The organism is Streptomyces stoeckheimensis, assembly GCF_045822005.1.
Taxonomy (GTDB): Bacteria; Actinomycetota; Actinomycetes; order Streptomycetales; family Streptomycetaceae; genus Streptomyces; species Streptomyces stoeckheimensis.
Genome location: NZ_CP169550.1, coordinates 7,520,256 through 7,541,228, shown reverse-complemented (window position 1 = coordinate 7,541,228; position 20,973 = coordinate 7,520,256). Strand labels below are relative to the sequence as shown.

Below are 20,973 nucleotides of genomic sequence, written 5' to 3'. Positions count from 1 at the left end.
TGGGGAGTCGCGGCGGGGCGGATGAGTATCGGCGCGTGGGCTTCCTCGTACCGGTCCTCTTCGCGCTGTTCGCGGCGCTCAGCAACGCGCTCGCGACCGTGCTCCAGCGGCGGGCGTCGCTCACCGTGCCGCAGAGCGACGGGTTCCGCTTCGGGCTGGTGCTCGACCTGCTGCGCCGGCCGCTCTGGATCGGCGGCATCCTGGCCGTGATCGCGGCCGGCGTCGGGCAGGCCGTGGCGCTCGCCACCGGCGCGCTGGCCCTCGTACAGCCCCTGTTCGTCCTGGAGCTGCCGCTCGCGCTGCTGATCGCCTCGCTGGTGACGCGGACCCGGATGCCGGGGCCGTTGTGGCTCGCCGTGGGAGGCGTGGTGGCCGGGCTCGGGATCGTCCTGGTGGCCGCCTCGCCGGCGGGGAACCGTACGGACGTTCCCGCCGACCGGTGGGTCCTGGCCCTGGTGGCGTGTGCGGGGGCGGTGGCGGTGCTCGCCGTGCTCGGCCTGCGGCGGCGGCCCGGCCGGATGCGGGCCGGATGCCTCGGCGCGGCCACCGCCGTCTGCTACGCGCTGACCGCCGCGCTGATGAAGTCGGCCATGCACGTGCTCGACGGGGGCGGCGTCGGCGCCTTCCTGCGCACCTGGGAGACGTACGCCTTCGCCGCGACGGGCATCTGCGCCCTCCTGCTCCTCGAACACGCCATGCAGGGCGGCCCGCTGGTCGCCTCGCAGCCCGCGCTGACGCTCGGGGACGCGGGCGTCAGCGTCGCGCTGGGCGTGCTGCTGTACGAGGAACACCTGCGGACCCACTGGTGGTTGCTTCCGCAGCTCTTGGGCCTGTCCCTGATCTGCGCGGGCGTACTCGCCCTGGCCCGGGACGGCTCGGGGGCCGATGCCGACGCGACGTGAGCCGACGGCTCCGGCTCCGGCGGGGTCGGTGGAGCGGGCACCGGCGGGGTCAGTGGCCTCCGCGGGGCTCCAGGCAGCCGCCCTCCACGTACACCCCGTGGGGCTCCACGGTCAGCGGCGGGCCGAGACGGCCCGTCACGCACGGGCCGCTCTCGGGGACCGACAGGACGAAGGAGACGTTCACCGCCCCGGATCCGTACGCGCCCCCGGCGTCAAATCCGTACCCCAGCCCGGTCAGGACCGCGCGGACCTCCTCCACCGTGTGCGGCGCACCCTTCCCGCCGGAACCGCCGGCCACCGCGGCCTTGATCCGTGCGGCGTGCGCGTCGCCCCGGCAGCGGGCCCCGGGGGTGAGCTGCGCCTGCTGCTTCTAGGCGTGGTTCTCCGCGTACTTGCGTGCCTCGGGATCCGCGGGCAGCTCTCCCGACGTGGCCCCGGGGCTCGCGCCGCCCGTCGCCACGTCGGCGCACCGTGCCGCGATCGCGGGGAACAGCGCGTCGTGGCGCGCGACCGCCGCGGCCGCCTGGGCCGCGTGGTCCACGGAGGGGGTCACGGACGGCGCCGGGGGCTCCGCCGCCTCCCCGGCCCCCGCGGTCCGTGTGCCGCAGCCGGCCAGCGCGATCGCTCCGGCGGCGAGGAGCAGGGCCCCGACCCGGCGGGTGCGGATGCCGGTCGCGGTGCCGGTGCCGGTGCGAGGCGTCACGCCGTCTCCACCAGCGGCTTGACCCAGCGCCGCCAGTGATCCTCACGGTGGTAGCCGGCCGCGGCCCACGCCCGCTGCGCGCGTTCGTTCGCTTCCAGGACCATCGCGTCACCGCGGCGGCCCCCGACGGCGACGAAGCGCCGTTCGGCCGCCTCCAGGAGCGCCGTGGCGATCCCCTGGCGGCGATGGGAGGGCAGTACGGCGAGCCGGTACAGGGACGCCCGCCAGCCGTCCCAGCCGGCGATCACGGACCCGACGAGGACCCCGCCGCGTTCCGCGAGGATCAGCGCCTCGGGATCACGGGTGACGAGCCGGGTCACGCCGTCCGCGTCGTCCGTGATCGACGTGCCCTCCGCCGCTTCCCTCCAGAAGGCGAGCACGGTCTCGGCGTCGGCCGGCAGGGCGGCCCGTATGTGCAGATCGGTCATGTCCGGGAGCCAAGCACGACCGCCCGGGGCCCCGCCACCGACTTCCGCCTGCCGAGACGCAAGGCGGGCGCACCCGGGCCCCATCGCGCGGACGCCGACGCGGGTGGGATGCGAAGATCGTTCACATCCGGCCCCGTCGGGGCATCACGCCGTCAGGGCGTCACGCCGTCAGGGCCGGGTGGGTCCACCGAAGGAACGCTCCGCCCACTTTGCTCTTCCTTTACCCTGTAGGCAGCTGTTCCTCTTCTCCCCCGAACGAAAGGTGTGAGCGTCCGTCCATGGGCGAGCCTCCCAGTCCCCTCCCTTCCCGTCGGCGACAGCGCGCGACACCCCTCCTCCTGGCTGATCATGGGACGGAGGTGAAGGACCGATGACCGAAGTGCTCCTGCTCGTCGTGGCGCTGCTGCTCTGCCTTGCCTGCGGAGTCTTCGTCGCGGCCGAGTTCTCGCTGACCACCATCGAGCGCAGCGAACTGGAACGGGCCGTCGAGCGCGGCGAACGCGGCGCCGACAGCGCCCTGGCCGCCGTCCGCAGCCTGACGTTCCAGCTCTCCGGCGCCCAGCTCGGCATCACCGTGACCGGCCTGGTCATCGGCATGATCTCCAAGCCCTCGATCGCCGCCCTCCTCAAGGGCCCCTTCGAGGCCATGGGACTCTCCGCCGGAGCCGCGTCCTCCACCGCCCTGATCCTCGGCACCGTGCTGTCGACCGTCGTCCTGATGGTCGTGGGCGAGCTCGTGCCCAAGAACTGGGCGATCTCCTCCCCGCTGGCCGTCGCCAAGCGGGTCGCCACCTTCCAGCGGGTCTTCAGCCGTGCCTTCAGGCCCCTCATCAGCCATCTGAACACCACGGCGAACCACATGGTCCGCCGGTTCGGCATGGAGCCCGCCGAGGAGCTCGCCTCCGCGCGCACCCCGCAGGAGCTGGCCGCCCTGGCCCGGCACTCCGCGCGGGCCGGCGCCCTGGAGAAGGACACCGCCGAACTGTTCATGCGGACCTTGAACCTCGCCGACCTGACCGCGGAGAACGTCATGACCCCGCGGGTGCAGGTCACCGCCCTCGACCTGCAGACCACCGCCGAGGACGTGGCGAACGCGACGCTCGCCACCGGCCTCTCCCGGTTCCCCGTCTACCGGGGCAGCCTCGACAGCGTCGTCGGCACCGTCCACATCAAGGACGTACTGGCCCTGCCGGCCGAGGAACGGCACCGCACCCCGGTGTCGCAGCTGCTGCGCGAACCCCTCCTCGTTCCGGAGTCGCTGACCGTGGACCGGCTGCTGGACCGGCTGTCCGGCAAGCAGACGATGGCCGTGGTCATCGACGAGTACGGCGGCACGGCCGGTGTGGCCACGCTGGAGGACATCGTCGAAGAGGTCGTCGGCGAGGTCCGCGACGAGCACGACCCGCACGAGACCCCCGACCTGGCCCCGGCCGGGGAGGACGACGCCGGGCGCGCCCTGTTCTCCGCGGACGGCGCCGCGCGCACCGACCAGCTCCAGCGGATCGGGCTGCGCGTGCCGGACGGCCCGTACGAGACGCTGGCCGGTCTGATAGCGACCGAGCTGGGCCGGATCCCGATGGTCGGCGACAGCCTGGAGCTCGACGGCTGGCGGCTGGACGTGGTGGACGCGAGTGGGCGGCGGGCCGCGCGGGTGCTGTTGCACGTGCCGGTCGAACCGACCCCCGGTGATGGTGTGGAGGAGGCCCGATGACCGCCGTCCAGTTGCTGATCGGCCTGGCGACCCTGGTCGTCAACGCCTTCTTCGTCGGCGCGGAATTCGCCATGATCTCCGTGCGGCGCAGCCAGATCGAGACGCACGCCGAGCAGGGTGACCGCAGGGCGCGCGCCGTACTGTGGGGCCTGGAGCACGTGTCGGCGCTCATGGCGGCCGCCCAGCTGGGCATCACGCTGTGCACCCTGGTGCTGGGCGTGGTGGCCGAGCCGGCCATCGCCCACCTGCTGACCCCGGCGTTCGACTTCTTCGGGGTGCCGTCCGGGCTGACCCACGCGATCTCCTTCGTGGTGGCGCTGGCCCTGGCCACGTACCTGCACATGCTCTTCGGCGAGATGCTGCCGAAGAACGTCGCACTGGCCGAGCCGGTGCGGACCGCCCTGCTGCTGGGTCCGCCGCTGGTGACCCTCACCCGGGGGCTGAAGCCGGTGATCTTCGCGATCAACGCCTTCGCCAACGCCCTGCTGCGCCTGCTGCGGGTGGAGGTCAAGGACGAGGTCGCGGCGACCTTCTCGGACGACGAGCTGGCCCGGATCGTCAAGGACTCCAGCGACGCGGGACTCATCGACGACCGTGCGAGCGAGCGGCTGCACGACGCCCTGGAACTGGGGCGGAGGCCGGTGACCGATGTGGTGCTGCCGGCGGACCGGGTGGTTCCGGCCCGCGAGGGCATCACACCGGCCGGACTGGAGCGGCTGTCGGCCGAGTCGGGGTACTCCCGGTTCCCGATGATCGACGCACAGGGCCGGATCCTGGGATACCTGCACGTCAAGGACGCGCTGGACGCGGCGGAGCGGGACGAGCCGTTCCCGGTCACCGCACTGCGGCCGATCGCGCAGGTCCGGGCGGAGACTCCGCTGGACGACGTGCTGACCGCGATGCGGCGCAGCCGTACGCACCTGGCGGCGGTGCTCGCTCCGGACGGGGTCATGACGGGCCTGGTCACGATGGAGGACGTGCTGCGGGAGCTGTTCGGCCGGCCGGCTTCGACGTAGCGGCAGGAGCGCCGCGCGCGTGCCGCGGTAGCATCGCTCCCGCCATGGAGATGAATGTGCGGTACACCAGTTTCGTCGCGGTCGGCGACTCCTTCACCGAGGGCATGTCGGACCTGCTCCCCGACGGCTCCTACCGGGGCTGGGCCGATCTGCTCGCCGACCGCCTCGCCGCCCGCGAGCCGGACTTCCGCTACGCGAACCTCGCGGTCCGCGGCAAGCTGATCGGGCAGATCGCCGGGGAGCAGGCGCCCGCCGCCGCCGAGATGGGCGCCGACCTGGTGACCCTGGTCGGCGGGCTCAACGACACCCTGCGCCCCAAGGTGGACATGGGCCGGGTGCGCGGTCAGCTGGAGGAGGCCGTCGGCTTGCTGGCGCCCTCCTGCGGGACGCTCGTCCTGATGCGCTCGCCGGGCCGCAACGGACCCGTGATGGAACGTTTCCGTCCGCGCATGGAGGAGCTCTTCGTCATCATCGAGGAGCTCGCCGCACGGCACGGCGCCCTCGTGGTCGACCTGTACGGGTCCGCCGCGCTCGGTGATCCGCGGATGTGGGACGTTGACCGGCTGCACCTGACGGCCGAAGGCCACCGCAGGGTCGCGGAGGCGGTCTGGCAGACCTTGGGCCTGCCGCCCGAGGCGGACTGGAGCGCCGAACTGCCGGCCGTCGTGCCCCCCGGCTGGACCGCGCGCCGCTCGCAGGACCTCAGCTTCGCCCGGCAGCACCTGCTCCCCTGGGTCGGCCGCCGTCTGACGGGCCGCTCCAGCGGGGACGGCCGACCCGCCAAGCGCCCGGAACTGCTGCCCTACGAGGCTCCGGCGGGCGACCGGCTCGTATAGCCCGCGGGGCGGCCGTGGCCACCCCGCGCCCGCCCCGGGCCACCCCGGCCCGCCCCCCGCCCGCTCTCGTAGCAAGGCACAATCCAGGCCGGGTCCCCTACCTGCGTAAACGCACAGCCGAGGCCCAAGTAGAATCCCTACACGTGACTGCCAAGCCCCGCATCCCCAATGTCCTGGCCGGCCGCTACGCCTCCGCGGAGCTCGCCGTCCTGTGGTCCCCCGAGTACAAGGTGACGCTGGAGCGGCGGCTGTGGCTCGCCGTGCTCCGCGCCCAGAAGGATCTCGGCATCGAGGTCCCCGACGCGGCCCTCGCCGACTACGAGCGCGTCCTGGAGACCGTCGACCTCGGCTCCATCGCCGAGCGCGAGAAGATCACCCGGCACGACGTTAAGGCCCGCATCGAGGAGTTCAACGCCCTCGCCGGCCACGAGCACGTCCACAAGGGCATGACCTCCCGCGACCTGACCGAGAACGTCGAGCAGCTCCAGATCCGGCTCTCGCTGGAACTGGTCCGGGACCGCACGGTCGCCGTCCTCGCCCGCCTCGGCAAGCTGGCCGGCGAGCACGCCGAGCTGGTCATGGCCGGCCGCTCCCACAACGTCGCCGCTCAGGCGACCACCCTGGGCAAGCGCTTCGCCACCGCGGCCGACGAGCTGCTGGTCGCGTACGGCCGCCTGGAAGACCTGCTGACCCGCTACCCGCTGCGCGGCATCAAGGGCCCGGTCGGCACCTCGCAGGACATGCTCGACCTGCTGGGCGGCGACGCCGCGAAGCTGGCCGACCTGGAGCAGCGGATCGCGGCCCACCTCGGCTTCGGCCAGGCCTTCACCTCGGTCGGCCAGGTCTACCCGCGCTCGCTCGACTACGACGTGGTCACCGCCCTGGTCCAGCTGGCCGCGGCACCTTCCTCCATCGCCAAGACGATCCGCCTGATGGCCGGCCACGAGCTGGTGACCGAGGGCTTCAAGCCCGGCCAGGTCGGCTCTTCCGCGATGCCGCACAAGATGAACACCCGCTCCTGCGAGCGCGTGAACGGCCTGATGGTCATCCTGCGCGGCTACGCGTCGATGACCGGCGAGCTGGCCGGCGACCAGTGGAACGAGGGCGACGTCTCCTGCTCCGTGGTCCGCAGGGTCGCGCTGCCCGACGCGTTCTTCGCTCTCGACGGCCTGATGGAGACCTTCCTGACGGTCCTCGACGAGTTCGGCGCCTTCCCGGCCGTCGTGGCCCGCGAGCTGGACCGCTACCTCCCCTTCCTCGCCACCACGAAGGTCCTGATGGGCGCCGTGCGGGCCGGGGTGGGCCGCGAGTCCGCCCACGAGGTCATCAAGGAGCACGCGGTGGCCTCCGCGCTCGCCATGCGCGAGCAGGGTGCCGAGCGCAACGAGCTGCTGGAGAAGCTGGCCGCCGACGAGCGCATGCCGCTCGACCGGGCCCAGCTGGACGCCCTGATGGCCGACAAGCTCTCCTTCACCGGCGCGGCGGGCGACCAGGTCGCCGCGGTGGTCTCGCGCATCGAGGAGATCACCAAGGAGCACCCCGAGGCCGCGGGCTACACCCCCGGGTCGATCCTCTGACCCCCGAAGAGCTGAACGCCGCCCGTGACCGCGTCCTCCCGGACGTGGTCGCGGGCGGTCTTCGTGTCCTCTTCTGCGGCATCAACCCGGGCCTCCTCTCCGCCGCGACGGGCCACCACTTCGCCCGCCCCGGCAACCGCTTCTGGCCGGTCCTGCACATGTCGGGCTTCACTCCGCGGCTCCTGTCCCCCGCCGAGCAGGGGGAACTGCCGACCTACCGCCTCGGCATCACGAACGTCGTGGCCCGCGCCACGGCCCGCGCCGACGAGCTGAGCGCCGAGGAGTTCCGCGAGGGAGGCCGCATCCTGACGGCCAAGGTGGAGCTCCTGCGCCCCCAATGGCTGGCCGTGGTCGGAGTCACCGCCTACCGCACCGCCTTCGGTGACCGGAAGGCCCTGATCGGCCCCCAGGAGCGGACCATCGGCGCCACCCGGATCTGGGCCCTGCCCAACCCCAGCGGCCTCAACGCCCGGTGGACCGCCGCAGCCATGGCCCAGGAGTACGCCCGCCTCCGCGCAGCCGCCGAGTCCGCGGATCCCACCGACGTCGATCCGTAGACCGCCTCGGCCGCCCCGCGACCGGCACGTCTATCATCCGGGGATGATCATCAAGCCGATCGAACTCGTGATATTCGACTGCGACGGGGTGCTCGTCGACAGCGAACGCATAGCCGCCCGTGTCCAGGTCGCTCTGGGCGCGGAGCTCGGCTGGCCGCTCACCGAGGCCGAGGTCATCGACCGGTTCATCGGACGCTCCTCCGCCTCCATCCGCGAGCAGATCACCGGCCGGCTCGGTCCCGAGGTGGCCGCCCACTGGTGGGACCGGTTCGAGCAACTCCACCGGGAGGCCGTGGACTCGGGGCTGTCCCCCGTGGAAGGTCTGCCTCAGGCGCTCGACGCGATCACCCTGCCGACGTGCGTCGCCTCCAGCGGCTCGCACGAGAAGATGCGGCACACCCTCGGCCGTACGGGCCTCTACGCACGCTTCGAGGGCCGCATCCACAGCGCCACCGAGGTCTCCCGCGGTAAGCCCGCCCCGGACCTCTTCCTGTACGCCGCCCGGCGGATGGGCGTGGATCCCGCCGCCTGCGCGGTCGTCGAGGACAGCCGTCCCGGCGTCCAGGCGGCCCGCGCCGCCGGGATGCGGGCCTTCGGCTACGCCGGCGGGCTGACCCCCGCCGAGCAGCTCGAAGGCCCCGGGACCGTCGTCTTCGACGACATGCGCCAACTCCCCGCCCTCCTCACCACCCACTGACCCCGCCGGGCGGCGGGGTCCGGGCAGCCGCTCCGGCGTCAGGCGTCCCGCCGCCGCACCGACAGCCATCCGCCGGCGAGGGCGGCCAGCGCCCACAGGGCGAGCACACCGAGCCCGGTCCAGGGGGCGACGCCCACCGAGGTGTCCAGCCGCATCATCATCTGCCCCGCGCGGTCCGGCAGGTATCCGGCGACACCTTCGGTGGCCTGGCCGATGACGAACGACAGGATCAGCACGAAGGGTATGAGCAGGCTCAGGACGGCCGAAGCACTGCGCAGCACGGCCGTCAGTCCGGCCGCCAGCAGGGCCATCAGCGCGAGGTACGCTCCGCAGCCGAAGATCGCGCGGTAGGTGCCCGGGCTGCCCAGTTCCAGGGTGTAGGGACCCATGAACGCCTGTCCGCCGACGAAGGCAGCCAGTCCGCTCAACTGTCCGACCACGAAGGCCAGTCCGCCCACCATGGCCATCTTCGACAGGTAGAGCCGCGTCCGGTCCGGCACCGCGGTCAGGGACGTGCGCAGGGCGCCGTTGTGGAATTCCGAGGACAGCGCGGTCGCACCGAAGGCGAAGGCCGCTATCTGGCCGAAGTTGAGGCCGTAGAAGGCCGCGAGGAGCGGATCCTCTCCCATGCTGCCGGCTTCCTCCGTGCCGATCATCGCCGCGGTCAGCATCTGGATGCCCACCGTGGCGACGAAGACGGCTATCAGCGCCCCGAAGGTGCCGCGAAGGGACCGTATCTTGATCCATTCCGAGTGCAGGACGGGGACGGTGGGCAGAGCGGTGCTCATGGGGAGGCCTCCTTGGAAGGGGTGGGTCAGCGGGTGGCGGCGAACTGGGCGCTGTCCGCGGTGAGATCGAGGTAGGCCTGCTCCAGGGAGGCCCGCTCGTCGATCAGTTCCAGCATCGGGATGCCTTCGCGGGCGGCGATGACGCCGAGCTGCTCGGCCTGCATGCCGTCCACGGTCCACCGCCCGCCCTCGGCGGTGACCAGCTCGAAGTCGTCCCGGGCCAGGGTGGCCCGGAGCCGGACGGGGTCCGTGGTGCGCAGCCGCACCCTCGGGGTGCTGCGGGAGTCGATGAACTCCTCTATGGAGGTGTCGGCCAGCAGCCTGCCCTGCCCGAGCACGATCAGGTGGTCGACGAGGGCCGCCGTCTCGGTCATCAGGTGGCTGGAGACGAGGACCGTGCGCCCCTCGGCGGCCAGGCCGCGCATGAGCTCGCGGATCCAGATGATGCCCTCGGGGTCGAGGCCGTTGGTGGGCTCGTCCAGGAGGAGTACTTCCGGGTCTCCGAGCAGTGCGGCCGCTATGCCGAGGCGCTGGCGCATGCCCAGGGAGAAGGTCTTGATCCGCCGCCTGGCCGCCGAGGCGATCCCGGACTGCTCCAGGACCGCTTCCACCCGGCTCATCGGGATGCGGTTGGCCGCGGCGAGGAAGCGCAGGTGGTCACGGGCGGTTCGGCCGCCGTGCGCCGACTGCGCGTCCAGCAGGGCCCCGACCCGGTGGAGGGGGTCGGGAAGTTCGGTGAACCGCCGGCCGCCGATCGTGGCCGTCCCGGAGGTGATCCGGTCCAGGCCCAGCAGCAGCCTCATCGTGGTCGACTTCCCGGCCCCGTTGGGTCCGAGGAAGCCCGTGACACGGCCGGGCATGACATCGAAGGTGAGGTGGTCCACGGCCCGGGTCCGGCCGAATTCCTTGGTCAGTTCTCGGATCTCGATGCTGTTCATGTCTCAAGGTTCGCTGCCGGCCCCACCCCTCTTCCTCCCCCATGCGAGGGTTCCTTCTCCCCCACGTGGGGGAGGAGCCGCACCGCCCCGAACTGCGACGATGAGGGGATGCACCGATTGTTCCGCGCCGCACTGCGCCCCGTGACCTACTCGCGCTGGGTGCATCTGTGCGTGCCCATGCTGATGTTGGCCGTCTGGATGTTCATCGAGCCCGAGGCTCCGTGGGTACCGCTCGTCCTCGTGATACCGCTGGGACTGCTGCCCTGGATGCGGGTGGCCGAAGGACTCCAGGCGCAATTCCTCCTCACTCCCTCCGAGCGCAACGCCCGTGGCGCGCGGGAGGCCGAGGAGAACAGCTTCAGCACCGTCGGGTCCCAGACGTGGAGCGACCGCTGGCGGACCTTGTTGTGGCTGGAGATACGACTCGTCGTCTCCTTCGCCACGATGATGGCCACGGTGTGGCTGCCGATGCTGACGGTCCAACTGGTCACGGCCGGACTCGGCAGCAGGGTCGCCTCCGAGAACGTGATACCCGCCGGATTCCCGGTCTGGGCGGCGTGGGCGCTGGCTCCGGTGCCACCGGTCCTCCTGATCGTCGTCGTGGTCCTGCTCGGCGACATGATCACGGCCATCGCCCGCCGCCTGCTGGGACCTTCGGCCGCGGAGCGCCTCACCGCGCTGGAGGTGCGCACCGAGCAGTTGTTGGAGCGCACCCGCATCGCGCGGGAACTGCACGACTCCATCGGCCATGCCCTGACCGTGGCCGTCGTCCAGGCGGGGGCCGCGCGGGCGGCGGGCGATCCGGAGTTCACGGACCGCGCGCTGAGTGCGATCGAGGAGACGGGCCGGGCCGCGCTGGAGGACCTGGACCGGGTGCTGCGCGTCCTGCGCGAGTCCGGCCAGCGGCCGTCCCAGCGGCCCACGCTGGTGGAAGCCGACCGGCTGTTCGAGTCCGCGCGCGCTTCGGGCGCCACCGTCGACGCGCAACTGGTCGGCCCGCTCGACCAGTTGCCCGACCCGGTGAGCCAGGAGGGATACCGGATCCTGCAAGAGGCTCTGACCAATGTGCTGCGGCACTGCGGTCCCGTAGCGGTACGGGTGCGGATCGGCATGGTCGCCGACCGGCTGGACCTGGAGGTGACCAATCCGCTGCCGGACCGGCCTTCCGTCATGACCGGCGGCGGCACCGGACTGCGCGGGATGCGGGAGCGGGCCGCCCTGCTCGGCGGGGACACCGAGACCGGTCCGTACAAGGGGGGTTGGAGGGTGCGCACGCGGCTGCCGCTGGAGCGAATACGCTGACCGGATGCCGGTTACCGTACTGCTCGTCGACGACGAACCCCTGGTGCGCGCGGGTCTGCGCGCCGTCCTGGACGCCCAGCCCGACATCGAGGTGATCGGCGAGGCCGCCGACGGCGCCGCGGTGGTCCCGCTCGTGCGGCAACTGCGCCCCGACGTCGTGGCGATGGACGTGCGGATGCCGCTGCTCGACGGGATCGAGGCGACCCGGGCGGTCCTGCGGAGCGTGGACTCCCCGCCGAAGATCCTCGTGGTCACCACCTTCGAGAACGACGAGTACGTCTACCAGGCGCTGCGGGCCGGCGCGGACGGGTTCCTGCTGAAGCGGGCCCGTCCCTCGGAGATCGTGCACGCGGTCCGGCTGGTGGCGGAGGGCGAGACGCTGCTCTTCCCCTCGGCGGTCCGCTCGCTGGCCGCCGAGTACGGGAACCGGCAGGCGCGGACGGCACTGGAGCGGGCGGCACTGACCGAGCGCGAGGAGGCCGTGCTCCGGCTGATGGCCAAGGGGCTGACCAACATCGAGATCGCCCGCGAGCTGATCGTGGGCACCGAGACGGTGAAGTCCCACGTCAGTGCGATCCTGGCGAAGCTGGGGGCGCGCGACCGGACCCAGGCCGTCATCACCGCGTACGAGTCCGGGTTCGTAGCTCCCGCATGACCGGCCCCCGAGGGGAAGGGCTGATTCCGGCCGATGGGGGGCCGCTTCTCGCCGCCGCGGCCGGTGCGCAGTACGATCCGGCTGACACGCTCGCTAGCTGGGAGGACACACGTTGGGGCAGCTGACCGGCGGGGACCCCTCTCTGCTGCGGCGGATCAACTCCGCCGTGGTGCTGCGGGCCCTGCGTGCGGCCGAATCGCCGACGCTCACTGACCTCACCCGGGTCACCGGGCTCTCGCGGCCCACCGTCGAGGGTGTCGTCGAAGGACTCATCGGGACGGGCCTGGTCGTCGAGGCGGGCGCGGAAGAGGGTGCGCGGCGCCAGGGACGCCCGGCCAGACGGTTCCGCTTCCGCGCGGAGGCGGGGCACCTGCTCGGCGTGGAGATCGGCGCGCACCGGATCGCGGTGCTGCTGTCCGGACTGGACGGCCGGGTGATCGGCGCCGGTACCAAGGAGGTCGCCGAGACGGCCTCCGCCGACGAACGGCTCGAACGGGTCCGCGGTGCGGTGGCCGATCTGCTGCGTCGCGCCGGGGTACCCCGGGACTCCCTGCGGGCGGTCGGCGTCGGCAGCCCCGGGATCGTGGAGGCCGACGGCACCGTCCGCCTCGGCACGGCCCTGCCCGGGTGGACCGGGCTCCCGCTCGGGGAACGGCTCCGCCGCTCGTTCCGCTGCCCGGTGCAGGTGGAGAACGACGCCAACGCCGCGGCGGTCGCCGAGCACTGGAAGGGCGCCGCGACCGACACCGACGACATGGTCTTCGTGATGGCCGGGCTCAGCCCCGGAGCGGGCTCCCTGATCGGGGGCCGGCTGCACCGCGGCTTCGGCGGGGCGGCCGGGGAGATCGGCGCACTGCACCTGCTGGGACGTGAGGTCACGCCCGAGAAGCTGCTGTCGACGACCGGCGAACCCCTGCACCCGCTGGACGAGCGCGCGGTGGCGGAGGTCTTCGCGATGGCCAAGCGCGGGGACGTGGGGGCGGTGGCCGCGGTGGAGCGGTTCATCCAGCGGCTGGTCCACGACGTGGCCGCGCTGGTCCTGGCGATGGATCCGGAGCTGGTCGTGGTCGGCGGCTGGGCGGCCGGGCTGGACGGGGTCCTGGATCCCCTCCGCCGGGAGCTGGAGCGCTACTGTCTGCGCCCGCCGCGCGTGGCGCTGTCCCTGCTGGGCGAGGCGGCGGTGGCCACGGGAGCGTTGCGGTTGGCGCTGGACCACGTGGAGGAAGAACTGTTCGCGGTGGAGAAGACGGTCACCGCCCGGCGCCGCTGAGCCCCTCCGGGGGGCGGTCCGGATACCGGTCCGCGCCGCCGCCTCCGGGGCTGCGGACCCCGCACACCCGAGCGGGGCCACCCCGATGTGGTGGCCCCGCTCGGCAGGCGTTCAGTACGCGGTCAGGAAGCGACCCGCGCGTCGTGGGTGATCTGCACGTCGCCCGAGTCGCCGAAGGTGAGTCGGCAGGTGTCCGCCCGGTAGGTGGCCACCGAGACAGCCGCGGTGCCCGCCACCGTGAAGTAGCGGGTGGTGACCAGCAGGACCGGGGCGCCGGGCAGGCGGTCCAGTTCCTTCGCGTCCTCGGGGCGGGCGGAGCCGAGCTCCACCGAGCGGTCCTGTCCGTCGAGGACCAGCTTCTGCAGCTCGCGCATCACGGCGCGGGCCCGCGCCGGACCGGCCGGGGCGTCGATCGCGGAGAGGCCGGGCACCGAGGAGGCCGGCACGTACAGCAGCTCGGCGGCGAGGACCTGGCCGTTCTCGACGCGGCTGCGGCGCACCGCGAGCACCATCTCGCCGGGGGCGGTCCCGAGGAGCTTCAGGAGGGCGGGGGACAGCACGGCCTCCTCGGCCGCGTCCACGGGCTCCCACCCGTCGACGCTCTCGCCGGGCCAGCTGTGCTGCGCACCGCCGACGTCGACGCCCACGCGCGGCGGGGCGACGGTGGTGCCGACGCCCCGGCGGCGCTGGAGGCGACCTTCGAGCTCGAGCTGCTCCAGGGCCTGGCGCAGGGTCGCCCGGGCGACACCGAAGCGGGCGGCGAGCTCGCGCTCGTTCGGCAGGATCTCGCCCACGGCGAAGTCCTGGTCGAGCGCCTCACTGAGGACGGTCTTGAGGTGCAAGTACTTCGGCTCCGGCACCGATTCGAGCTGCATGGTCCCCACCCTGACTCCTCCTGCAATCGCCGCACTCGCCGTGTTCCAGCGTGAGTTCCGCGCCTTTGTTTATTAAAGGTTCCTGCACTATGCCTGCGACGATAGGACGGCGCACCCCCTTGGTCAAGACCAATGCTCACCGCTTTACCGGGCAGATCGGGCATATGCATCAAGCTGTTCACGGGATGTTCGCGAGGACCACGAAGGACGCCGCGAAAGCCGAAGTCCTGCCCCCTGGGGCTACCGGGCGGTAACCGGTCGGGAGACACTACTGACAAGCCGTCTCACACGGCCGCCGAAGCCGCCCGACCCCCGACGAGGAGCAGCATGACCGCCACGGTCTCCTTCACGATCGATTCGCCGCTGGGCCCCCGCACCACCACCGCCGCCTACGAGCGCAAGGGCGCGGGCGAGCCGCTCCTGCTGCTCCACGGCATCGGCCACCACCTCCAGGCGTGGCGCCCGGTGACCGACGTCCTGGCCGCCGAGTACGACGTGATCGCCGTCGACCTGCCCGGCTTCGGCGCCTCGGAGCCGCTGCCGCACGGGGTTCCGTACGATCTGGGCACCATCGCCCCGGCGATCGGCGCGCTCTGCACGGCGCTCGGGACAGAGCGGCCGCACGTCGCGGGCAACTCCCTCGGCGGGCTGCTCGCCCTGGAGATGGGGCGCGTCGGCCTGGCGCGCTCGGTCACCGCCCTCTCCCCCGCCGGGTTCTGGTCGGAGGGAGAACGCCGCTACGCCTTCACGGCACTGCGCGCGATGCGCGCCGGCGCCGGGGCACTGCCCCACTCCGCCGTGGAACGGCTCGCCCGCAGCGCCGCCGGACGCACCGCGCTCACCGGCAGCATCTACGCGCGACCGGGACGGCGTTCGCCCGATTCCGTGGTCGCCGAGACCGTCGCCCTGCGCGAGGCCACCGGTTTCGAGCAGACGCTGGCCGCGGGCGGCTCCGTACGGTTCACCGCGGATGTGCCCGGTCTGCCCGTCACCATCGCCTGGGGCAGTCGCGACCGGCTGCTCCTGCGCCGCCAAGGCGTCCGCGCCAAGCACACCATCCCCGGCGCGCGCCTCGTCAGGCTCCCCGGCTGCGGCCACGTGCCCATGAACGACGACCCGGCCCTGGTCGCCCGCGTCATTCTGGACACAACCAAGCTCGCCCGATGAGGTGTTGACGGGGCGTCCGCCGTGCGCACCAGTGTTCACGCATGGTTCGCGTGCACGACGCGGGCGGTCCGGTGTGCGGCCGGTGTACGGCGGCACACTGGTCCGGCCCGTCCCCGCCGGCCTCTGGAGACGCACCGATGGCACCTCTGCCGCACACCCGACGCTCCCTGCTCGGCGGTTCCCTCGCCGTTCCGGTGGGCCTCGCCCTGTCCAGCGCCCTCACGGGCGCCCTCGCCACGCCCGCCCACGCGGCGGTGCCCGCCTTCGTCCGCTCGGACCGCCCGAACGCCTTCTGGGGGGTCCAGTCCGGCGAGATCACCGCCCACTCGGCCACCGTCTGGACGCGTTCCGACCGGCCCGCGCGGATGTACGTGGAGACCTCCCCGAGCGAGTCGTTCCGCTACGCCGTCCGCCGCCACCGCGGCCCGCTGCTCGGCCCTGACACCGATTTCACCGGCACCACCACCCTGCGCGAGCTCCCGCCCGGACAGCAGATCCACTACCGGGTGCTCCTCGCCGACCCCGACGATCCGCGCCGCAGCGGCGAGCCGGTCCACGGCACCTTCCGGACCGCCCCCGCCTCCCGCCGCCGCGACGTGCGCTTCCTGTGGTCCGGGGACCTCGCCGGCCAGGGCTGGGGGATCAACCCGGAGCTCGGCGGCTACCGCGTCTTCGACGAAATGCGACTGCGGGACCCCGACTTCTTCCTCTTCAGCGGGGACACCATCTACGCCGACGGGCCGATCCAGGCCTCCGTACCGCTGCGCGACGGAACCCTGTGGCACAACGTGACCACCGAGGAGAAGGCGAAGGTCGCCGAGACCCTCGCCGAGTTCCGGGGCAACTTCCGCTACAACCTGCTCGACCGCAACCTCCGCGATTTCAACGCCCAGGTGCCGGTCCTCGCCCAGTGGGACGACCACGAGGTGCGCAACAACTGGTACCCCGGCCAGATCCTCGACGATCCCCGCTACACCGTGAAGGACGTCGACACCCTCGCCGGCCGGGCCCGCCGGGCCTTCGGCGAGTACTTCCCGGTCACCGACCTGCGCGGAGGCCGCGCCGAGGGACGGATGTACCGGGTGATGCGCCACGGACCGCTGCTCGACGTGTTCGTCCTCGACATGCGCACCTACCGCGACGCGAACTCCCCCGGCCGCCAGACCGACGACCCCATCGGCATCCTCGGCCCCGAACAGCTGGCCTGGATCAAGCGCGAGCTGTCGCGCTCCCGCGCCACCTGGAAGGTGATCGCCGCCGACATGCCGCTGGGCATCGTGGTGGCCGACGGGGCCGCGAACTTCGAGGCCGTCGCCCAGGGCGACCCCGGCGCGCCGCTCGGGCGCGAACTGCAGATCGCCGAGCTGCTCCGCCACATCAAGCACCAGCGCATCACCGGCACCCTCTGGCTCACCGCCGACGTCCACTACACGGCCGCGAACCACTACGCGCCCGAGCGGGCCGCCTTCAGCGACTTCGCGCCCTTCTGGGAGTTCGTCTCGGGCCCCATCGGCGCGGGCGGGTTCCCCGCCGGCCGGCTGGACGCCACCTTCGGCCCGGAGATGGCGTACGTCCAGTCCGCGCCCTTCGCCAACATGTCCCCGTCCGAGAACCCCCCGTACTACGGGGAGGTCGAGATCGACGGGGAGGGCGGCGAGCTCACCGTCCGGCTGCGCCGTCAGGGAGGCGGCGTACTGTTCACGCGGACCCTGCAGCCCGGACGGGTGGGACAGTAGGGTCCGATACCTGAAATCGGCCGGAAAACAGGGCGAAATCGGCCAGATGGATCCTTAACCAATCGGTCACAGATCGTTCGTGATCACGCAACACCCCTGCGTCACAGTGGTCTGCATGACTGAGCGTATTCCTGCCTCTGCCCACCGTCCCCACCGCCACCACTGGCGCCGCGACGTCGTCGAACTCGCCGCTCTCTTCTGCGCCGTCGCGGTCGCCGACGCCATCGCCAATCTCGTCGTGCACGGTCCCCGCGGCCCGGTACTGCTCGTCGCCTCGGCCGTCGCGCTCCTGGTCACGGCGGCGTTCCACACCTGGTGGGCACGCCGCCACAGCCATGCGCCGCCTCCCACGGACACCGCGCTCCCGGACCCCGCCACGGGTACCGGGACCGGGGCAGTCGCGGAGGCGGCCGGTACGGACGCCCCGCCGGCCTCCGCCCTGTGGCGGATGCGGACGACCGTGCGCGACGAGCCCGGCAGCCTCGCCGCGCTCTGCACCGCCCTCGCCCGCAGCGGGGTCGACATCCTGACCCTGCAGACGCACCCCCTCCCCGAGGGCGGCACGGTGGACGAGTTCCTGCTGCGCGCCCCGCAGCAGCTTCCCTCCGCAGACCTCACCCGGGCCATCGCCGGCGCCGGCGGCCACAGCACCTGGATCGAGCGCGCCGACGCCCACGACCTGGTCGACACCCCGACGCGCGTCCTGGGACTGGCCACCCGCACCGCACTGGACGCCGCCGAGCTGCCGCTCGCCCTGCGCCAGCTGCTCGGCCGGTGCACCATCCACTCGATCCCCGCGACCACCCTCTCCGGGCGCCCCAACGCCGGCGCCGACGCGCCCGTCGAAGGCGTCCTGGAGGCCACGGTCATGCGGCTGCGCGACCCGTCCGGCGGTGCCATCACCATCGAGCGGCCCTACCTGCCCTTCACCCCGACCGAGTTCGCCCGCGCCCGCGCGCTCGTGGAGCTGGACGCCCGGCTCGGGCCGCGGGTCCCGCGCAGCCGGGACGTACTGACCCTCCCCGAGGGCAACGAGATCACCGTCCGCCGCGCCGACGGCTCCGACCTGCCCGCGGCCCGCGCCATGCACGACCGCTGCTCGGAGCGCACCCTCGGCCTGCGCTACCACGGCCCCGTCGCCGACGCCGACCGCTACCTCGGCCACCTGCTGAGCCCGCGCTTCGGCCGCACGCTCGCGGCGACCACCGCCTCCGGCAAGCTGGTGGCCCTCGGCCACCTGCTCTGGGACGGCGACGAGACCGAGGTGGCGCTGCTCATCGAGGACGACTGGCAGCGCCGCGGCATCGGCTCCGAGCTGCTGGGCCGGCTGATCGGGATGGCCGTCGAGGCCGGATGCGACAGCGTGTACGCCGTCACCCAGGCCCAGAACACCGGCATGGTCGCCGCCATGCGCGGCCTCGGCCTCCCCCTCGACTACCAGATCGAGGAGGGCACCCTGGTGATCACGGCCCGGCTGGACGCGACCCCCGTCAGCTCCCGGTTGCCGTACGAGCTCCCGGGCGAATCCCGCGGCCTGCCCCGCGGCCGGCAGTGACCCGGAGCCACGCGATCCGGCCAGGCCCGGCACGGGCCGGCGGCTCTGCTCCTCGCGCAGGTGAGCCCGTACGGCCGTGAGCTTGCGGGCCGCCGCCACCCCTTACGCCGGCCTGCTGACGATCTTCACGTCAGCAGGCCGGCGATCTTTGTGTCAGCAGGCTGGCGATCTTTGTGTCAGCAGGCTGGCGATCTTTGGTGATGACGCGGACCCGTCCCGCATACGAAGATGTCCACATGTCAGACATCATCACCAGTGACAGCACCGCACGGCTGCCCCGACAGGTCGCCGATGCCTACGTCGACGACCTCATCGCCATCGACCCGATCACGGGCACCTATCTCGGTGTCGCCGCGAGCTCCGGCAAGCTCCCGGACCTCTCCCCCGCCGGCCGCGCGGCGGCCGCCGAACTCTCCCGCGCCACCCTCGCGAAGCTCGACGCCGCCGAGCTCCTCCCCGGCGCCGACAGCGACGTCGAGCGGCGCTGCGCCCGGCTGCTGCGCGAGCGGCTCACCGCCGAGCTCGCCGTTCACGAAGCCGACGAGGACCTGCGCGCGGTCAGCAACATCCACTCCCCCGCGCACTCGGTCCGCGAGATCTTCTCCCTGACCCCGGCCGAAACCGACGAGGACTGGGCCGCGATCGCCGAGCGGCTGCGCGCCGTACCCGTCGCGTACGCGGGCTACCGCGAGTGCCTCGCGCTCGGCCTGGACCGCGGCCTGTTCGGCAGCCCGCGCCCCACCGCCACCTTCATCGAGCAGCTCACCGCCTGGGCGGGCCAGGGCGAGGGCGCCGAGGGCGAGGGCAAGGACGGCTACTTCGCCGAGTTCGCCGCCGCCGGCCCGCAGGTGCTGCGCGCCGAGCTCGACGAGGCCGCCGCCGCCGCGACCGCCGCCGTCGTGGAACTGCGCGACTGGATGCGGGACGTGTACGCTCCCGCGGTCGAGGGCAAGCCCGACCCGGTGGGCCGCGAGCGCTACGCCCGCTGGTCGCGCTACTTCAACGGCACCGACCTGGACCTGGACGAGGCGTACGCCTACGGCTGGTCGGAGTACCACCGGCTGCTGGCGGAGATGAAGGCGGAAGCCGCCAAGATCCTGCCGGACGCCGGTCCCTGGGAGGTGCTCAAGCACCTGGACGAGCACGGCACCCACATCGAGGGCGAGGACGAGGTCCAGGCCTGGCTGCAGGGCCTGATGGACGAGGCCATCGAGAACCTCGACGGCACCCACTTCGAACTCGCCGAGCGGGTCAAGCGGGTGGAGTCGCGCATCGCCCCTCCGGGAGGCGCCGCGGCCCCGTACTACACGAGCCCCTCGGAGGACTTCTCCCGTCCGGGCCGCACCTGGCTGCCGACGATGGGGCAGACCCGTTTCCCCGTCTACGACCTGGTCTCCACCTGGTACCACGAGGGCGTTCCGGGGCACCACCTCCAGCTGGCGCAGTGGGCGCACGTGGCGGACCAGCTCTCCCGCTACCAGGCCAGCGTCGGTCTCGTCAGCTCCAACTGCGAGGGCTGGGCGCTGTACGCGGAGCGGCTCATGGACGAGCTGGGCTACCTCAAGGACGCCGAGCAGCGCCTCGGTTACCTGGACTGCCAGATGATGCGCGCCGCGCGGGTCATCGTGGACATCGGCATGCACCTGGGTCTGGAGATCCCGGCGGATTCGCCGTTCCACCCGGGCGAGCGCTGGACGGTGGACCTGGCGCAGGAGTTCTTCGGCCTGCACAGCGGCCGGCCGGGCGACTTCGTCGAGAGCGAGCTCACCCGCTACCTGTCGATGCCGGGGCAGGCGATCGGCTACAAGCTGGGCGAGCGCGCCTGGCTGCTGGGCCGTGACAACGCGCGTGCCGCGCACGGTGATTCCTTCGACCTGAAGGCCTGGCACATGGCGGCGCTGTCCCAGGGTTCGCTGGGCCTGGACGACCTGGTGGACGAGCTGTCGAAGCTCTGACCGCCGGGACCCGCACCACGCACGGACGGGCCGGCTCCCTCGGGGGGCCGGCCCGTCCGTGCGGTGCGGCCCATCCGTGCGGTGCGGCCCATCCGTGCGGTGCGGGCCCGGTCGGTCAGCAGCCGCAGTCGTCGGAGTCCGTGGGGGCGGTCAGCGGGTCGGCCTCGGGACGCTGCTCACGGCCCTGCCAGGTCTCGACCTCGAAGCCCTCGCGGATCCAGTACTCGATGCCGCCGAGCATTTCCTTGACCTGGAAGCCGAGCTCGGCGCCCTCCTCCCGGTGCGCCTTGAAGGCGGCGGCGACG

The 20,973-nt window shown here is 72.7% G+C and carries 20 protein-coding genes and 1 pseudogene; 14 read left to right on the top strand and 7 right to left on the bottom strand.

Translation table 11 applies throughout. The features are described from left to right. The first annotated feature begins 35 nt into the window (after positions 1 to 35). Positions 36 to 902, top strand: a complete 867-nt coding sequence (locus tag ACE1OC_RS34235) for a DMT family transporter (RefSeq protein ID WP_407840226.1) — start codon at positions 36 to 38, stop codon at positions 900 to 902. A 49-nt stretch (positions 903 to 951) separates the two neighbouring features. Here ACE1OC_RS34235 and ACE1OC_RS34230 read toward each other — a convergent pair whose 3' ends face one another. From ACE1OC_RS34230 to ACE1OC_RS34220, 3 genes are all read right to left on the bottom strand, one after another. After that, the gene (locus ACE1OC_RS34230; protein WP_407840225.1) at positions 952 to 1,200 is read right to left on the bottom strand and encodes a hypothetical protein; all 249 of its coding nucleotides are present in this window, start codon (positions 1,198 to 1,200) and stop codon (positions 952 to 954) included. A 72-nt stretch (positions 1,201 to 1,272) separates the two neighbouring features. Beyond that, positions 1,273 to 1,605 carry a hypothetical protein gene (locus ACE1OC_RS34225; RefSeq protein WP_407840224.1) on the bottom strand — a complete coding sequence of 111 codons (333 nt, stop codon included), beginning with the start codon at positions 1,603 to 1,605 and terminating at the stop codon, positions 1,273 to 1,275. Next, positions 1,602 to 2,033, bottom strand: coding sequence for a GNAT family N-acetyltransferase (locus ACE1OC_RS34220; RefSeq protein ID WP_407840223.1), 432 nt, complete (start codon positions 2,031 to 2,033; stop codon positions 1,602 to 1,604). Before ACE1OC_RS34220 ends, ACE1OC_RS34225 begins: the two co-directional genes overlap by 4 nt. Before the next feature lie 370 nt (positions 2,034 to 2,403). Between ACE1OC_RS34220 and ACE1OC_RS34215 the strand changes: the two genes are divergently transcribed. The 6 genes from ACE1OC_RS34215 to ACE1OC_RS34190 all read left to right on the top strand — a co-directional run bounded on the left by ACE1OC_RS34215 (position 2,404) and on the right by ACE1OC_RS34190 (position 8,427). Continuing rightward, positions 2,404 to 3,744, top strand: a complete 1,341-nt coding sequence (locus tag ACE1OC_RS34215; protein ID WP_407840222.1) for a hemolysin family protein — start codon at positions 2,404 to 2,406, stop codon at positions 3,742 to 3,744. Beyond that, on the top strand, positions 3,741 to 4,760 hold the full coding sequence (locus ACE1OC_RS34210; RefSeq protein ID WP_407840221.1) for a hemolysin family protein: 1,020 nt from the start codon (positions 3,741 to 3,743) through the stop codon (positions 4,758 to 4,760). Before ACE1OC_RS34215 ends, ACE1OC_RS34210 begins: the two co-directional genes overlap by 4 nt. 44 nt (positions 4,761 to 4,804) lie before the next feature. Then, entirely contained in the window at positions 4,805 to 5,596 is a 792-nt protein-coding gene (locus ACE1OC_RS34205) for an SGNH/GDSL hydrolase family protein (RefSeq protein ID WP_407840220.1), read from the top strand. A gap of 143 nt (positions 5,597 to 5,739) precedes the next feature. Further along, on the top strand, positions 5,740 to 7,173 hold the full coding sequence (gene purB / locus ACE1OC_RS34200; RefSeq protein WP_407840219.1) for an adenylosuccinate lyase: 1,434 nt from the start codon (positions 5,740 to 5,742) through the stop codon (positions 7,171 to 7,173). Then, positions 7,170 to 7,730 (top strand): G/U mismatch-specific DNA glycosylase, encoded by a 561-nt coding sequence (gene mug / locus ACE1OC_RS34195; RefSeq protein ID WP_407841770.1) that lies wholly within the window; start codon positions 7,170 to 7,172, stop codon positions 7,728 to 7,730. Before purB ends, mug begins: the two co-directional genes overlap by 4 nt. A gap of 46 nt (positions 7,731 to 7,776) precedes the next feature. Then, entirely contained in the window at positions 7,777 to 8,427 is a 651-nt protein-coding gene (locus ACE1OC_RS34190; RefSeq protein WP_407841769.1) for an HAD family hydrolase, read from the top strand. A gap of 38 nt (positions 8,428 to 8,465) precedes the next feature. Here the strand turns inward: ACE1OC_RS34190 and ACE1OC_RS34185 are convergent, their stop codons facing one another. After that, positions 8,466 to 9,215, bottom strand: a complete 750-nt coding sequence (locus ACE1OC_RS34185) for an ABC transporter permease subunit (protein WP_407840218.1) — start codon at positions 9,213 to 9,215, stop codon at positions 8,466 to 8,468. A gap of 26 nt (positions 9,216 to 9,241) precedes the next feature. Next, the gene (locus ACE1OC_RS34180; protein WP_407840217.1) at positions 9,242 to 10,153 is read right to left on the bottom strand and encodes an ABC transporter ATP-binding protein; all 912 of its coding nucleotides are present in this window, start codon (positions 10,151 to 10,153) and stop codon (positions 9,242 to 9,244) included. A 108-nt stretch (positions 10,154 to 10,261) separates the two neighbouring features. Here ACE1OC_RS34180 and ACE1OC_RS34175 point away from each other — a divergent pair, with 108 nt between their 5' ends. The 3 genes from ACE1OC_RS34175 to ACE1OC_RS34165 all read left to right on the top strand — a co-directional run bounded on the left by ACE1OC_RS34175 (position 10,262) and on the right by ACE1OC_RS34165 (position 13,380). Continuing rightward, entirely contained in the window at positions 10,262 to 11,455 is a 1,194-nt protein-coding gene (locus ACE1OC_RS34175) for a sensor histidine kinase (protein WP_407840216.1), read from the top strand. Between the two features lie 4 nt (positions 11,456 to 11,459). After that, positions 11,460 to 12,110, top strand: a complete 651-nt coding sequence (locus tag ACE1OC_RS34170; protein WP_407840215.1) for a response regulator — start codon at positions 11,460 to 11,462, stop codon at positions 12,108 to 12,110. A 112-nt stretch (positions 12,111 to 12,222) separates the two neighbouring features. Then, positions 12,223 to 13,380, top strand: a complete 1,158-nt coding sequence (locus ACE1OC_RS34165; protein WP_274547667.1) for an ROK family transcriptional regulator — start codon at positions 12,223 to 12,225, stop codon at positions 13,378 to 13,380. Between the two features lie 122 nt (positions 13,381 to 13,502). Here the strand turns inward: ACE1OC_RS34165 and ACE1OC_RS34160 are convergent, their stop codons facing one another. Beyond that, entirely contained in the window at positions 13,503 to 14,264 is a 762-nt protein-coding gene (locus tag ACE1OC_RS34160) for a GntR family transcriptional regulator (RefSeq protein WP_407840214.1), read from the bottom strand. Between the two features lie 318 nt (positions 14,265 to 14,582). Here ACE1OC_RS34160 and ACE1OC_RS34155 point away from each other — a divergent pair, with 318 nt between their 5' ends. The 4 genes from ACE1OC_RS34155 (at position 14,583) to ACE1OC_RS34140 (ending at position 20,668) form a co-directional block, all read left to right on the top strand. Beyond that, a complete protein-coding gene (locus ACE1OC_RS34155; RefSeq protein WP_407840213.1) occupies positions 14,583 to 15,422 on the top strand; it encodes an alpha/beta fold hydrolase in 840 nt (279 codons plus the stop codon). A 137-nt stretch (positions 15,423 to 15,559) separates the two neighbouring features. After that, positions 15,560 to 17,158, top strand: a complete 1,599-nt coding sequence (locus ACE1OC_RS34150) for an alkaline phosphatase D family protein (RefSeq protein WP_407840212.1) — start codon at positions 15,560 to 15,562, stop codon at positions 17,156 to 17,158. Positions 17,159 to 17,273: 115 nt separating this feature from the next. Beyond that, positions 17,274 to 18,713 (top strand): GNAT family N-acetyltransferase, encoded by a 1,440-nt coding sequence (locus ACE1OC_RS34145; RefSeq protein ID WP_407840211.1) that lies wholly within the window; start codon positions 17,274 to 17,276, stop codon positions 18,711 to 18,713. A 236-nt stretch (positions 18,714 to 18,949) separates the two neighbouring features. Continuing rightward, a complete protein-coding gene (locus ACE1OC_RS34140; RefSeq protein ID WP_407840210.1) occupies positions 18,950 to 20,668 on the top strand; it encodes a DUF885 domain-containing protein in 1,719 nt (572 codons plus the stop codon). A gap of 115 nt (positions 20,669 to 20,783) precedes the next feature. Here ACE1OC_RS34140 and ACE1OC_RS34135 read toward each other — a convergent pair. Further along, a pseudogene (locus ACE1OC_RS34135) lies at positions 20,784 to 20,936 on the bottom strand (rhodanese-like domain-containing protein); the annotation flags it as partial. Positions 20,937 to 20,973: the final 37 nt, after the last annotated feature.

Excerpts from the sequence above, each read along its gene's own strand:
- ACE1OC_RS34155 (WP_407840213.1), top strand. The coding sequence starts at position 14,583 with ATGACCGCCACGGTCTCCTTCACGATCGATTCGCCGCTGGGCCCCCGC.
- ACE1OC_RS34205 (WP_407840220.1), top strand. The coding sequence starts at position 4,805 with ATGGAGATGAATGTGCGGTACACCAGTTTCGTCGCGGTCGGCGACTCC.
- ACE1OC_RS34140 (WP_407840210.1), top strand. The coding sequence starts at position 18,950 with ATGTCAGACATCATCACCAGTGACAGCACCGCACGGCTGCCCCGACAG.
- ACE1OC_RS34175 (WP_407840216.1), top strand. The coding sequence starts at position 10,262 with ATGCACCGATTGTTCCGCGCCGCACTGCGCCCCGTGACCTACTCGCGC.
- ACE1OC_RS34210 (WP_407840221.1), top strand. The coding sequence starts at position 3,741 with ATGACCGCCGTCCAGTTGCTGATCGGCCTGGCGACCCTGGTCGTCAAC.
- ACE1OC_RS34215 (WP_407840222.1), top strand. The coding sequence starts at position 2,404 with ATGACCGAAGTGCTCCTGCTCGTCGTGGCGCTGCTGCTCTGCCTTGCC.
- ACE1OC_RS34150 (WP_407840212.1), top strand. The coding sequence starts at position 15,560 with ATGGCACCTCTGCCGCACACCCGACGCTCCCTGCTCGGCGGTTCCCTC.
- ACE1OC_RS34220 (WP_407840223.1), bottom strand. The coding sequence starts at position 2,033 with ATGACCGATCTGCACATACGGGCCGCCCTGCCGGCCGACGCCGAGACC.
- ACE1OC_RS34145 (WP_407840211.1), top strand. The coding sequence starts at position 17,274 with ATGACTGAGCGTATTCCTGCCTCTGCCCACCGTCCCCACCGCCACCAC.
- ACE1OC_RS34180 (WP_407840217.1), bottom strand. The coding sequence starts at position 10,153 with ATGAACAGCATCGAGATCCGAGAACTGACCAAGGAATTCGGCCGGACC.
- ACE1OC_RS34185 (WP_407840218.1), bottom strand. The coding sequence starts at position 9,215 with ATGAGCACCGCTCTGCCCACCGTCCCCGTCCTGCACTCGGAATGGATC.
- ACE1OC_RS34170 (WP_407840215.1), top strand. The coding sequence starts at position 11,460 with ATGCCGGTTACCGTACTGCTCGTCGACGACGAACCCCTGGTGCGCGCG.